This is a genomic window from Streptomyces sp. C, assembly GCF_000158895.1.
GTDB lineage: Bacteria > Actinomycetota > Actinomycetes > Streptomycetales > Streptomycetaceae > Streptomyces > Streptomyces racemochromogenes.
The window spans coordinates 315637-330916 of the sequence record NZ_GG657752.1; the positions used below are offsets into that span (position 1 = coordinate 315637).

A 15280-nucleotide genomic window follows, 5' to 3' on the forward strand; every position below is an offset into this window, starting at 1 on the left:
TTCGCCTACGGGCCGGCGTTCCAGGGGCTGCGCGCGGCCTGGCGGCTCGGCGACGAGGTGTACGCCGAGGTCGGCCTCGACCGCGACCAGCAGGAGGCCGCGGGCCGCTTCGGCCTCCACCCGGCCCTCCTCGACGCCGCCCTCCAGGCGGCCGGCACGGGCACCCTCCTCCCCGGCACCGGGGAGGCCCGGCTCCCGTTCGCCTGGCGCGACGTCGCCCTCCACGCCACCGGCGCCCGCACCCTGCGCGTCCGGCTGACCCCGGCCGGCGAGGACGCGGTAGCCCTGACCGCCACCGACGAAGCCGGCCTCCCGGTGGTCACCATCGCCGCCCTCACCCTGCGGCCGATGACCCCGGGCGCACTGACCCGGACCGCCGACACCCTGTTCGCGCTGGACTGGGTGGCGCCGGTCCCGGCGTCCGAGCCCGTCGCCGTCGGCACGGTGTGCGAGGTGGACACCTCGGGCGGCGTACGCGCGGCCCTGGGCCGGGCCCTGGAGGTGCTCCAGGACTCCCTGGCGAGCCCTGCGGACGAGCGCGTGGTGTTCGTGACGCGCGGCGCCGTGGGCGACGAGGTCCGCGACCTGGCGGGTGCGGCGGTGTGGGGCCTGGTGCGTTCGGCCCAGTCGGAACACCCGGGCCGTTTCCACCTCCTGGACCTGGACGACGCCGTGGACCCGGCCCCCTACCTGACCTGCGCGGAACCGCAGGCCGCCGTACGCGGGGGAGCGGTACGCGTCCCACGCCTGACCCGCACCCCCGGTGCCACCTCCGGCGGCCTGTCCTTCACCGAGGGCGGCACCGTCCTGATCACGGGCGGTACGGCGTCCTGGGCCGGGCGGTGTCCCGCCACCTGGTCACGGACCACGGCGTCCGCCACCTCCTCCTCGCGAGCCGCTCCGGCGGCGCCGAAGACCTGGTCGCGGAACTGTCCGACCTGGGCGCCTCGGTCACCGTCGCCGCCTGCGACGCCGCCGACCGCGACGCCCTCACCGCCCTCCTGGCCGCGATCCCCGCCGAGCACCCCCTCACCGCCGTCATCCACACGGCCGGCGTGGTGGACGACGGAACGATCGAGTCCCTCACCCCGGAACGCATCGACACGGTCCTGCGCCCCAAGACGTACGCGGCCCGCAACCTCCACGAACTCACCGCGGACCTCGACCTCTCGGCGTTCGTGCTCTTCTCCTCCGCCGCAGGCCTGCTCGGCGCCCCCGGTCAGGGCAACTACGCCGCCGCCAACGCCTACCTGGACGCCCTCGCCCAGCACCGCCGCACCCTCGGCCTGCCCGGCATCTCCCTCGCCTGGGGCCTGTGGGCCGAACGCAGCGGCATGACCGGAACCCTCGACGCCGGCGACGTCGACCGCATCACCCGCGGCGGCATGACGGCCCTCGCCACCGAGGAAGCCCTCGCGCTCCTCGACACCGCCCCCGCCCTCGACCGGGCCGTGCTGTTCCCCATGCGCCTCGACCCCAAGGCGCTCCCCACCGGCCCCTCCCCGTCGCCCGTCCTGCGCGGCCTCGCAACGGCGACCCCGCTCCGGCCGACCGCCGGCGCGGCACCCCGCGCCGGGAGCTCCCCCCTCGGACAGAGGCTGGCCGGCCTGCCCGAAGCCCAGCAGACCCGCACCCTCCACGACCTGGTGGTCACCGAGGTGACCGCCGTACTCGGCCACCGCGCACCCGGCGCCCCGGAACCGACACAGGTGTTCAAGGACCTCGGCTTCGACTCCCTGTCCGCCGTGGAACTGCGCAACCGGCTCAGCGCCGTCACCGGCCTGCGCCTGCCCGCCACCCTCATCTTCGACCAGCCGACCCCGGCCTCCCTCGTCGCCTACCTGAAGACCCGCCTCCTCGACACCGGCGACTCGAAGGCACCCGCCGAGACGGCCGCCCCGCTGCCCGCCGACGAGCCGATCGCCATCGTCGGCATGAGCTGCCGCTTCCCCGGAGGCGTCCGCTCCCCCGAGGACCTGTGGCGCCTGGTGCTCTCCGGCGGCGACGCCATCGCGGACTTCCCCGCCGACCGCGGCTGGGACATCGACTCCCTCTACCACCCCGACCCCGCCCACGCCGGAACCTCGTACGTCCGCGAGGGCGGCTTCCTCGACGGGGCCGCCGACTTCGACCCCCTGTTCTTCGGCATCTCCCCCCGCGAGGCCCTCGCCATGGACCCCCAGCAGCGCCTCCTGCTGGAGACCGCCTGGGAGACCTTCGAGAACGCCGGGATCGCCCCCACCGCCGTGCGCGGCAGCCGCACCGGCGTCTTCACCGGCGTCATGTACCACGACTACGTCAACCTCCTCCACGACGAGGACGGCCTGGAGGGCTACGCGGGCAACGGCAGCGCGGGCAGCATCGCCTCCGGCCGCATCGCCTACACCCTGGGCCTCGAAGGCCCCGCGGTCACCGTCGACACGGCCTGCTCCTCCTCCCTGGTGTCGGTCCACCTCGCCGGCCAGGCACTGCGGCAGGGCGAATGCACCATGGCCCTGGCCGGCGGCGTGACCGTCATGTCCAGCCCGAACACCTTCGTCGAGTTCAGCCGCCAGCGCGGCCTGGCCGCCGACGGCCGCTGCAAGCCCTTCGCCGCGGGCGCCGACGGCACCTCCTGGTCCGAAGGCGTCGGCATGGTCCTGCTCGAACGCCTCTCCGACGCACGGCGCAACGGGCACCGGGTCCTCGCCGTCGTGCAGGGCTCGGCCGTGAACCAGGACGGCGCGTCCAACGGCATGACCGCCCCCAACGGCCCCGCCCAGCAGCGCGTCATCGAACAGGCCCTTTCCAAGGCCCGGTTGACGGCACGCCAGGTCGACGTCGTGGAGGCGCACGGCACCGGCACCACCCTCGGCGACCCCATCGAGGCCCAGGCCCTCCTGGCCACGTACGGCCAGGACCGCGAGGAGGACCGGCCGCTGCTGCTGGGCTCGGTCAAGTCGAACCTGGGCCACACCCAGGCCGCGGCGGGCATGGCCGGCGTCATCAAGATGGTCATGGCGATGCGCCACGGAGTGGTGCCGATGACCCTGCACGTGGACGCCCCGACCCCGCACGTCGACTGGTCGGCGGGCGCGGTGCGCCTGCTGACGGAGACGGTGCCGTGGCCCGAGACGGGCCGCCCGCGCCGGGCCGCCGTGTCCTCGTTCGGCATCAGCGGCACCAACGCCCACACCATCCTCCAGGAGGCCCCGCAGGAACCCGCCGCCGCCGACCCCGACACCACCCCCGCCCCCGGACTCCCGGTGTGGGTGCTGTCCGGCCGCGACGCGGAGGCGGTACGGGCCCAGGCGGGCCGGCTGCTGGAGCGGGTGTCGGCGGATCCGGAGCCGGAGCCGGGCGACGTGGCCTTCTCGCTGGCGGTCTCGCGGGCGGCGCTGGGCAGTCGGGCGGCCGTGGTGGCCGGGGACCGTGCGGGTCTGCTGGCCGGGCTGGAGGCCCTGGCCGAGGGCCGCTCGGCGTCGGGCGTGGTCGAGGGTGCGGTGTCGGGTGGGAAGTTCGCGTTCCTGTTCTCGGGTCAGGGTGCGCAGCGTCCGGGGATGGGCCGTGAGCTGTACGAGGCGCAGCCGGTGTTCGCGGCGGCGTTCGACGAGGTGTGCGGGCACTTCGACTTCCCGCTGAAGGAGATCGTCTTCGGCGGCGGGGAGGAGGTCCACCGCACGGAGTTCACCCAGCCGGCGCTGTTCGCCGTCGAGGTGGCGCTCTACCGGTTGGCGGAGTCCTTCGGTCTGCGTCCGGACCTCGTGGCCGGGCATTCGATCGGTGAGATCGCGGCCGCGCACGTGGCCGGGGTGCTGTCCCTGGCGGACGCTTCGGCACTGGTCCGGGCCCGTGGCGCCCTGATGGGCGCGCTGCCGGAGGGCGGCGCGATGGTCTCGGTCCGCGCCACCGAGGAGGAGGTACGCCCGCTGCTGACGGCGGACGTCGACATCGCCGCGGTCAACGGCCCGGCCTCCGTGGTCATCTCCGGCGCCGAGCAGGCCGTCCTGGCGGTGGCCGCGCAGCTGGCGGACCGGGGTCGCAAGACGAAGCGCCTGACGGTTTCGCACGCCTTCCACTCGCCCCTCATGGAGCCGATGCTGGACGCGTTCCGCGAGGTGGCCGAGACCCTGACCCACGGGACCCCGGCCATCCCGGTCGTCTCCAATGTCACCGGTGAGCAGATCACGGAGTTCACGGCCGAGTACTGGGTCGAGCACGTCCGCGGTGCGGTCCGCTTCGCCGACGGGGTCCGGTACCTCGCGGCGCAGGGCGTGGGCCACTTCCTGGAGCTGGGCCCGCAGGGCGTCCTGGCGGCGATGGCGGGGGAGAGCCTCCCGGAGGCCTTCTCCGGGCTCCTCGCCCCCGTCCTGCGCAAGGACCGCCCCGAGCCGGAGGCCTTCCTCGGCGCCCTCGCCGAGGCCTGGACCCGCGGCCTCCCCGTCGACTGGCTGCCGTTCCTCACCGGACGCCGCGTCGACCTGCCCACGTACGCCTTCCAGCGGCAGCGCTACTGGCCCGGAACCGGCTACGCCCCCGCCGCACAGGCGGAGCCGGTGTCGCCGCTGGCGAAGCGCCTGGAGTCGGCGGAGGACCCCGCGCGGGTCCTGCTCGACCTGGTCCGCGAGACCATCGCCACCGTCCTCGGACACGCCGCGCAGGAGACGGCCGACCCCGAGCGGGCCTTCCGCGACTTCGGCTTCGACTCGATGACCGCCGTCGAGTTCCGTACCCGGCTCGGCACCGCGACCGGGCTGCCGCTGCCCGCGACCCTCGTCTACGACTACCCGACCCCGGCCGCGCTCGTGTCCCACCTCCACGCCGAGCTGTTCGGCGGGACCGGAACCGGAGCGGCCCGGGTGCGCCGCGTGGTCGGCAGCGACGAGCCGATCGCCATCGTCGGCATGAGCTGCCGCTTCCCCGGCGACGTCGGCTCCCCCGAGGACCTGTGGCGCCTCGTCGAGTCCGAGGCCGACGCGATCTCGCCCTTCCCCCGCGACCGGGGCTGGAACATCGGGGCGCTCTACGACCCGGATCCCGAGCACCAGGGCACCACGTACACCCAGCACGGCGGGTTCCTCCGCAACGCTGCCGACTTCGACGCCGGCTTCTTCGGGATCTCCCCGCGCGAGGCCCTCGCCATGGACCCCCAGCAGCGGCTGCTGCTGGAGGTGGCGTGGGAGGCGTTCGAGCGTGCCGGAGTGACCCCGGCCGCTGCGCGCGGCAGCGGCACGGGCGTCTTCGTCGGCACCAACGGCCAGGACTACACGGCCCTGGTGTCGCAGTCCGCCGAGAGCCTGGAGGGCTACCTCGGAACGGGCGGCGCCGGCAGCGTCGCCTCCGGCCGCATCGCCTACGCCCTGGGCCTCGAAGGTCCCGCGCTGACCGTCGACACCGCGTGCTCCTCGTCGCTGGTCGCCCTGCACCTGGCGACGGAAGCCCTCCGGCGCGGCGAATGCGAACTGGCCCTGGCGGGCGGCGTGACCGTCATGTCGACCCCGCAGTCGTTCATCGACTTCAGCCGCCAGCGCGGCCTCTCGCCCGACGGCCGCTGCAAGCCGTTCGCGGCCGCCGCCGACGGCACGGGCTGGTCCGAGGGCGTCGGCATGCTCCTCGTGGAGCGGCTGTCGGACGCCCGCCGCAACGGCCACCAGGTCCTCGCGGTGATCCGCGGCTCCGCCGTCAACCAGGACGGCGCCTCCAACGGCCTGACCGCCCCCAACGGCCCCGCCCAGCAGCGCGTCATCCGCCAGGCCCTCGCCAACGCCGGCCTCACCGCCGACCAGGTCGACGCGGTCGAGGCGCACGGCACGGGCACCCCGCTCGGCGACCCCATCGAGGCCCAGGCCCTCCTCGCCACCTACGGCCAGGACCGGCCGGCGGACCGCCCGCTGCACCTGGGCTCCCTGAAGTCCAACATCGGCCACACCCAGGCCGCGGCCGGCGTCGGCGGCGTCATCAAGATGGTCATGGCGATGCGCCACGGCCTCCTGCCCCGCACCCTGCACGTGGACGAGCCCACCCCGCACGTGGACTGGGACGCCGGTGCGGTCGCCCTCCTCACCGAGAGCACGGCCTGGCCGGAGACCGGCCGTCCGCGCCGGGCAGCCGTGTCCTCCTTCGGCATGAGCGGCACCAACGCCCACCTGGTACTCGAACAGGGCCCGCTCGACACCCCGGACGAGGCCGCGCAGACCCCTGCCGTCCCGGCGCCGTGGCTGCTGTCCGCCGCCTCGGCGAGGGCTCTGCGCGGGCAGGCCCGTCGCCTGCGCGACCACGTCGCGGACCGGCCGGCCTTCGACCCGGCCGCGGTCGGACACGGCCTGGCCACGGCCCGCGCCCTGTTCCCGCACCGGGCCGTGGTCACCGGAGCCGACCGCGCCGAGTACCTGAGCGCGCTGGACGCCGTGGCACGCGGCGAGGCGGACACCGACCTCGTCCAGGCACCGGCCACGTCCGCGTTCCTGTTCTCGGGTCAGGGTGCGCAGCGTCCGGGGATGGGGCGTGAGCTGTATGACGCGCAGCCGGTGTTCGCGGCGGCGTTCGACGAGGTGTGCGGACACTTCGACTTCCCGCTGAAGGAGATCGTCTTCGGCGGCGGGGACGAGGTCCACCACACGGAGTACACCCAGCCGGCCCTGTTCGCCATCGAGGTGGCGTTGTACCGGCTCCTGGAGTCCTACGGCGTCCGCCCGGACTTCGTGGCGGGGCACTCCATCGGCGAGATCGCGGCCGCGCACGTCGCCGGCGTCTTCTCCCTGGCGGACGCTGCGGCGCTGGTCCGGGCCCGTGGCGCGCTGATGGGCGCCCTGCCGGAGGGCGGGGCGATGGTGTCCCTCCAGGCCACCGAGCAGGAAGTGCGTCCGCTGCTGTCCGCGGACGTCGACATCGCGGCCGTCAACGGCCCGCAGTCCGTGGTCATTTCGGGTGCCGAGGACGCCGTTCTCGCCGTCGCCGCGCAGCTGGCGGACCAGGGCCGCAAGACCAAGCGCCTCACGGTCTCGCACGCCTTCCACTCGCCCCTCATGGAACCGATGCTGCAGGCGTTCCGCGAGGTCGCGGGGTCCCTGGCCTACTCCGATCCGGTGATCCCGGTGGTCTGCGCCCTCGACGGGGACATGACCTCGCCCGACTACTGGGTGCGCCACGTCCGCGAAGCCGTCCGCTTCCACGACGCCATGCGCCGACTGGAAGCCGCCGGGGTCGACACCTACCTCGAACTCGGCCCCGACGCCGTCCTGGCCGCCATGGGCCAGGCCTGCCTGGAGGAGCCCGCCGCCCTCCTGCCCCTCCTGCGCCGCGACCGCTCCGAGACGCGCACCCTGCTCGCAGCCCTCGGCCGCGCCCACGCGCGCGGAGTCGCTCTCGACCTGCCCGCCCTCTTCGCGGGCGCACCCGCGGCCCCCGCCGACCTTCCGACGTACGCCTTCCAGCACGACCGGTACTGGCCACGCATCGCGGAACAGCCCGCGGCCCCCAGCTGGCTCGTACCGCGACGTGGTGCCGACGCCCTCGACGACCTCCTCTACCGGGTCACCTGGCAGCCGGTGGACGCGGCGCAGCCCGCCGTGTCCGGCCGGTGGTTGGTGGTGTCGGCGGCGGCGGGCGAGCTGTCGGCGCCGGGTGGGGTCGAGCTGGTCGCGGGTGGTCTTTCCCGTGGCGAGCTGGCCGAGGCCCTGTCCGGTGTCGGTGCGGTCGACGGTGTGGTGTCGCTGCTGGACGTGGCGGGTTCGCTGTCGCTGGTGCAGGCGCTCGGTGATGCGGGTATCGGGGCCCGGTTGTGGTGTGTGACCCGTGGCGCGGTGTCGACGGGTGCCGCCGACCGTGTGGTGGATCCGGTTCGGGCGCAGGTGTGGGGTCTGGGCCGGGTCGCGGCGCTGGAGTTCGGTGAGCGCTGGGGCGGTCTGGTCGACGTACCGCCGGTCCTGGACGAACGGGCCACCGCCCGGCTGTGGGCCGTCCTGTCGGGCGGTACCGGCGAAGACCAGCTCGCGGTGCGTGCCGAGGGTGTGTTCGCGCGTCGTCTGGTCCGGGCTCCGTTCGCCCCGGTGGTGGGGGAGGGGTGGCGGCCCGAGGGCCCGGTGCTGGTGACCGGTGGTACCGGTGCGCTGGGTGCCCGGGTGGCGCGTTGGCTGGCTTCGGCGGGTGCGAAGGAGCTCGTCCTGACCAGCCGCAGGGGTCTGGACGCCCCCGGCGCCGCCGAGCTGGTGGCTGAGCTCGCCGAGGCGGGTGTCAGCGCCGTGGTCGCTTCCTGTGACGTGGCCGATCGGGACGCGGTGGCGAAGCTGCTGGTGGAGCACCCGGTGTCGGCCGTGTTCCATGCGGCCGGTGTGCTGGACGACGGTGTGCTGGACGCTCTGACCCCGGACCGTCTCGCGGCGGTCCTCGGTCCGAAGGCGGATGCGGCGCGTCACCTGCACGAGCTGACGAGTGAGATGGGCTTGGACCTGTCGGCGTTCGTGTTGTTCTCCTCGTTCGCGGGGACGGTCGGTGGTGCGGGTCAGGGCAATTACGCTGCGGCCAACGCCCATCTCGACGCCCTCGCCGAGCAGCGGCGGGCCGACGGGCTGCCCGCCACCTCCATCGCCTGGGGCCCGTGGGCCGACAACGGCATGGCGGCGGACGAGACCGTCGCCGAACGGATGCGCCTGGCCGGCATGACCGGACTGCCCACCGCGACGGCCTTCGCCGCACTCGCCCGGGCCCTCGCCCACGGCGACGACACCCTGACGGTCATCGACATCGACTGGCAGCGCTTCGCGCCGGGCTTCACCTCCGCCCGGCCGAGTCCGCTCCTCGCCGGCATCCCGGAAGCCGCCCGGCCCGCCGACGAGCCCGCCCCCACGGACGCCGGCCTCGCGCAGCGGCTCGCGGCGCTGCCGGCGGCCGAGCGGACCGACGTACTGCTCGACCTGGTCCGCACCCACGTGGCCGGCGTACTCGGCCACGGGTCGCCGCAGCGCGTGGGCGCCGACCAGCCGTTCAAGGGCATCGGGTTCGACTCCCTGACGGCGGTCGAGCTCCGCAACCGGCTCGGCAGGGCCACCGGCCTGACCCTGCCCGCCACCGCCGTCTTCGACCACCCCAACCCGGCCGCGCTCGCCGCGTACCTCCTCACCGAGCTGTGCGGGGACCTCGGCGACACCGACCCGGAGGAGGACCGGATCCGCCGGGCGCTCGCCCAGATGCCGCTCTCCCGGATCAGAGAGGCCGGCCTGCTGGAAGTGCTGCTGGACCTCGCCGGACTCGAAGCGGGCGGCGGCACCCAGGAAGCGGCGGCCGACCCGGACGACACGGCCCCGGAGGACATCGACGCGATGGACGCCGACGCCCTGATCCGTCTCGCCATGGACAACACGGACTCCTGACGGTCCGGGAAGTGTGGAGCTGACACATGGTTACGCCCGAAGCAGTGACATCCGGCACGGTGACGCCGGAGACGCCCGAAGCGAAGCTCGTGGCCGCGCTCCGGACCTCCCTCAAGGAGGCCGAGCGGCTGCGCGAACAGAACCGGCGGCTCACCGAGGCGGCCCGGGAGCCCATCGCGATCGTCGCGATGAGCTGCCGGTTCCCCGGTGGCGTCCGTTCGCCCGAGGGGCTGTGGGACCTGGTCGCCGCCGGCCGTGACGCGGTGTCGCCGTTCCCCACCGACCGGGGCTGGGACCTGGAGGAACTGTTCGACGAGGACCCGGACCGGCCCGGCTCCTCGTACGTCCGCGAGGGCGCGTTCGTCCACGAAGCCGCCGACTTCGACGCCGGCTTCTTCGGGATCTCCCCGCGCGAGGCCCTCGCCATGGACCCCCAGCAGCGGCTGCTGCTGGAGACCTCCTGGGAGGCGCTGGAGCGCGCCGCGATCACCCCGGACACCCTGCGCGGCAGCCGGACCGGCGTGTTCGTCGGCACCAACGGCGGCGACTACGGCACGGTCCTCGTCGGCGGCCCCGAGGAGGTCGACGGCTACCTCGCGACCGGGAACGCCACCAGCGTGCTGTCCGGCCGCATCTCGTACGAGTTCGGCTTCGAGGGACCCGCCGTCACCGTCGACACCGCCTGCTCGTCCTCCCTCGTCGCCCTGCACCTCGCCGCGCAGGCGCTGCGCCAGCAGGAGTGCACGCTCGCGCTCGCGGCCGGGGTGACCGTCATGGCCAGCCCGACCACCTTCACCGAGTTCAGCCGCCAGCGGGGCCTGGCCCCGGACGGCCGCTGCAAGCCGTTCGCGGCGGCCGCGGACGGCACCGGCTGGGGCGAGGGCGCCGGAGTGCTCGTACTGGAGCGGCTGTCGGACGCCCGCCGCAACGGGCACCAGGTCCTCGCCGTGATCCGCGGCTCCGCCGTCAACCAGGACGGCGCCTCCAACGGCCTGACCGCCCCCAACGGCCCCGCCCAGCAGCGCGTCATCGAACTGGCCCTCGCCAACGCCCGCCTGACGCCCGAACAGGTCGACGCCGTCGAGGCCCACGGCACCGGCACCACCCTCGGCGACCCCATCGAGGCGCAGGCCCTGATCGCGGCGTACGGCGAGAACCGCCCGGCGGACCGGCCCCTCCACCTCGGTTCGGTGAAGTCCAACATCGGCCACACGCAGGCCGCCGCCGGCGTGGCCGGCGTCATCAAGATGATCGAGGCGATCCGCAACGGCGTCCTCCCCCGCACCCTGCACGTGGACGAGCCCACCCCCCAGGTCGACTGGTCGGCCGGCTCCGTGCGGCTGCTGACGGAGAACCTCGACTGGCACACCCCCGACGGGCAGCCCCGCCGCGCAGGCGTGTCCTCGTTCGGCATGAGCGGCACCAACGCCCACGTCATCCTGGAGGAACCCGCCCCGGCCACCGAGCCCGCCCCGGCCGCACCCTCCACCCCCTCCGCCACGCCCTCCACCCCCTCAGCCGCACCCTCCACCCCCTCCGCCGCGCCCTGCGCCCCTTCGGCCGTGCCCTGGACGCTGTCCGGCAAGTCGGCCGCCGCGCTGCGCGCGCAGGCCCGGGAACTGCGTACGTTCCTGTCGGCCCGGCCCGGCCACGCACCGGCGGACATCGGCCGCTCGCTCGCCCTCTCCCGGGCCTCCTTCGACCACCGCGCCGTAATCGTCGCCGACCACCCGGACGCTTTCGACGCCGCACTGTCGGCGCTGGCCGACGGCACGGCGGCCGCTGGCCTGGTCGAGGGCCAGGCACCCGACGGCCGCACCAAGGTCGTCTTCGTCTTCCCCGGCCAGGGCTCCCAGTGGACCGGCATGGCCACCGAACTGCTCGCCGCCAGCCCCGTCTTCGCCGACCGCATGGACCAGTGCGAGCAAGCCCTGTCCGCGTTCGTCGACTGGTCGCTGCGCGAGGTGCTCACCGACGAGACCGCCCTCGCCCGCGTCGACGTGGTACAGCCCGCCCTGTGGGCCGTGATGGTGTCCCTCGCCGCCCTGTGGCGTTCGTACGGAGTGGAACCGGCGGCCGTCCTCGGACACTCCCAGGGCGAGATCGCCGCGGCCTGCGTCGCCGGCGGCCTCTCCCTCGAAGACGGCGCACGGGTGGTGGCCCTGCGCAGCAAGGCCCTCCTCGCCCTCTCCGGCCGCGGCGGCATGGTGTCCGTCCCCCTGCCCCGCGAGGAGGTCGCGGCAGGCCTCGACGAGCGGCTGTCCGTCGCCGCCGAGAACGGCCCCCGCTCGGTCGTCGTCTCGGGCGACCCCGAGGCACTCGACGCGCTGCTCGCCGCGACCGAGGGCGCCCGCCGGATCGCCGTCGACTACGCCTCCCACTCCGCCCACGTGGAGGAGATCCGCGACGAACTCCTCACCGTCCTCGCCGGACTCTCCCCGCGCCCGTCGGAGGTGCCCTTCTTCTCCACGGTCACCGGGGACTGGCAGGACACCGCCGACCTGGACGCGGAGTACTGGTACCGCAACGCCCGCCGGACCGTGCGCTTCGAGGAGTCCACGCGCGCCCTGCGCGAGCAGGGCTTCGGGGTGTTCGTCGAGAGCAGCCCGCACCCGGTGCTGATCCAGGGCCTCGGGGAGTGCGGCGTCGGATCGCTGCGCCGCCAGGACGGCGGACCGGCACGGTTCCTGCTCTCGCTGGCCGAGGCCCACGTGCGCGGCGTCGCCGTCGACTGGTCGCCCGCCTTCGCGGACGCCGGCCCGGCCCACGTCGACCTGCCGACCTACGCCTTCCAGCGCCGCCGGTACTGGCCGCGCCCCGGCACCGGCCGCACGGCCGGCTCGGACCCGGCGGAGTCGGCGTTCTGGGAGGCCGTCGAACGCGCCGACCTGCCGGCCCTGTCCGGCGAACTCCGCGCCGAAGGGCCCGCGCTGGACGCCCTGGAGACCGCCCTGCCCGTCCTCACCGCCTGGCGGACGGGACGCCGGCAGCGGTCCACCGTCGACTCCTGGCGCTACCGGGCGGTCTGGGAACCCGTGACCGCGGACGCCCCCGGCCACCTCTCGGGCCGGTGGTTGGTGGTGTCGGCGGAGGCGGGTGCGCTGTCCCTGCCGGGTGTGGAGGTGGTGGAGCTGGTCGCGGGTGGTCTTTCCCGCCAGGAGCTGGCCGAGGCGCTGTCGGGTGTCGGTGCGGTCGATGGTGTGGTGTCGCTGCTGGACGTGGCGGGTTCGCTGTCGCTGGTGCAGGCGTTGGGTGACGCGGGTATCGGGGCCCGGTTGTGGTGTGTGACCCGTGGCGCGGTGTCGACGGGTGTCGCCGATCGTGTGGTGGATCCGGTTCGGGCGCAGGTGTGGGGTCTGGGCCGGGTGGCGGCGCTGGAGTTCGGTGAGCGCTGGGGCGGTCTGGTGGACGTCCCGGAGGTGCTGGACGAACAGGCCACCGCCCGGCTGGCGGCTGTCCTGTCGGGCGCCACGGGTGAGGACCAGGTCGCGGTGCGTGCCGGGGGCGTGTTCGCGCGTCGTCTCGTCCGTGCTCCGTTCACCCCGGTGGTGGGGGAGGGGTGGCGGCCGGACGGTCCGGTGCTGGTGACCGGTGGTACGGGTGCGCTGGGCGCCCGGGTGGCGCGTTGGCTGGCTTCGGTGGGCGCGAAGGAGCTCGTCCTGACCAGCCGCAGGGGCCTGGATGCTCCGGGTGCTGCCGAGCTGGTGGCGGAGCTGGCCGAGTCGGGCGTGACGGTGTCCGTCCCCGCGTGTGACGTGGCAGACCGGGACGCGGTGGCGAAGCTGCTGGTCGAGCACCCGGTGTCGGCCGTGTTCCACGCGGCGGGTGTGCTGGACGACGGTGTGCTGGACGGTCTGACCCCCGAACGCCTCGCGACGGTGCTGGGCCCGAAGGCGGATGCGGCGCGTCATCTGCACGAGCTGTCGGGTGAGTTGGGTCTGGACCTGTCGGCGTTCGTGTTGTTCTCCTCGTTCGCGGGGACGGTAGGTGGTGCGGGTCAGGGCAACTACGCGGCGGCCAACGCCCATCTCGACGCTCTCGCCGAGCAGCGGCGGGCCGACGGACTGCCCGCCACCTCCATCGCCTGGGGAGCCTGGGGGGACAGCGGTCTCGCCACCGGGTCCGACGCCGTCACCGCCCGCATGCGCCGCGGCGGCCTCCTCCCGATGGCCCCCGACCTGGCCGTCACCGCGCTCCAGCAGGCACTGGACCGCGACGAGACCACCCTCGTGGTCGCCGGCGTCGACTGGGAGCGCTTCACGGCGGCCTTCGTCACCGGCCGCCCCAGCCCGCTCCTGACCGGCGTGCCCGAGGTGCGGACCGTACTCGCGGCGCTGGAGGACGGCAGGGCCACCGGCACCTCCCTCCGCGACACCCTCCCCGGCCTGCCCGCCGAGGCGCAGGAACGGGCCCTGCTGGACCTGGTCCGGACCCACGTGGCCGCCGTCCTCGGACACGGCACCCCGCACGAGGTCACCCCCGGACGGGCCTTCCGCGAGGCGGGGTTCGACTCCCTCACGGCGGTCGAGCTGCGCAACCGGCTGAGCACGGCCACCGGCCTGGCCCTGCCCGCCACCGTGGTCTTCGACCACCCGAACCCGGCCGCACTCGCCGGCCACCTGCGCTCCGAGCTGTGCGGGAACACCGGCGCGGACGGCCCCTCCGCACTGGAGGAGTTCGCCCGCTTCGAACGCGCACTCGCCCGGGTCGAGCCCGGCACCGGCGACCACACCAAGATCATGCAGCGGCTAGAGGCGCTGCTGGCGCAGGGCCGGGAAGCCGCGGGCCACCCGGATCGCGCCGCCGCCGACCAGTACGAGGCGGCGACCGACGACGAACTGTTCGGCCTGCTCGGCGAGAAGTTCGGCATCTCATGACCGATGCCGCCCGCCCCGATGCCGCCCGCCCCGATGCCACGCGCGCCGATGCCGCCCGCCCCGCCGCCGCCCGCCCCTCCGCCAGGGAGAACCCTCACGTGTCCAACGAAGAAAGACTCCGCCACTTCCTCAAGCGCGTCTCGGCCGAACTGGAGCAGACCCAGGAACGCCTGCGCGAGAGCGAGAACCGGGACGGAGAGCCGATCGCCGTCGTGGCCATGAGCTGCCGCTTCCCCGGCGGGGTCCAGAGCCCCGAGGACCTGTGGCGGCTGCTCGTCGCGGGCGGCGACGCCCTGTCCGGCTTCCCCACCGACCGCGGCTGGGACCTGGCGGGCCTGCTCTCCGACGACCCGGAGCAGGCCGGAGCCTCCCACGCCCGCCAGGCCGGCTTCCTCGACGGCGCGGGCGACTTCGACGCCGCGTTCTTCGGGATCTCCCCGCGCGAGGCCCTCGCCATGGACCCCCAGCAGCGGCTGCTGCTGGAGACCTCCTGGGAGGCCTTCGAACGCGCCGGGATCGCCCCGGACACCCTGCGCGGCAGCCGGACCGGCGTCTTCATCGGCACCAACGGGCAGGACTACACCCCCGTGGCCGTCCACTCCGCCGACGACCTCGCCGGGCACATCATGACCGGCAACGCCGCCAGCGTGCTCTCCGGCCGCCTCTCCTACGTCTACGGACTCCAGGGGCCCGCCGTCACCGTCGACACCGCCTGCTCCGCTTCCCTCGTCTCCCTGCACCTGGCGGTCCAGGCGCTGCGGCGCGGCGAGTGCGAACTGGCCCTCACCGGCGGGGCCACCGTCATGTCGACACCCACCCTGTTCGCGGAGTTCAGCCGCCAGGGCGGCCTGGCCCGCGACGGCCGCTGCAAGGCCTTCGCCGCCGCCGCGGACGGCACCGGCTGGGGGGAGGGCGCGGGCATGCTCGTACTGGAGCGGCTCTCCGACGCCCGCCGCAACGGGCACCAGGTCCTCGCCGTGATCCGCGGCTCCGCCGTCAACCAGGACGGCGCCTCCAACGGCCTGACCGCCCCCAACGGCCCCGCCCAGCAGCGCG

The 15280-nt window shown here is 74.7% G+C and carries 3 protein-coding genes and 1 pseudogene; all 4 read left to right on the plus strand.

The genetic code is table 11. The features are described from left to right. Window positions 1-57 precede the first annotated feature (57 nt). Window positions 58-309 (plus strand): annotated as a pseudogene (locus tag SSNG_RS44625) (polyketide synthase dehydratase domain-containing protein); the annotation flags it as partial. A 533-nt stretch (window positions 310-842) separates the two neighbouring features. Then, a complete protein-coding gene (locus SSNG_RS37265) occupies window positions 843-9347 on the plus strand; it encodes a type I polyketide synthase (protein ID WP_007269165.1) in 8505 nt (2834 codons plus the stop codon). Between the two features lie 44 nt (window positions 9348-9391). Further along, window positions 9392-14224, plus strand: a complete 4833-nt coding sequence (locus SSNG_RS37270; protein WP_277752190.1) for a type I polyketide synthase — start codon at window positions 9392-9394, stop codon at window positions 14222-14224. A 98-nt stretch (window positions 14225-14322) separates the two neighbouring features. Then, window positions 14323-15280 (plus strand): beta-ketoacyl synthase N-terminal-like domain-containing protein (locus SSNG_RS37275; RefSeq protein ID WP_042804890.1); only part of this gene is annotated, 958 nt, incomplete at its 3' end.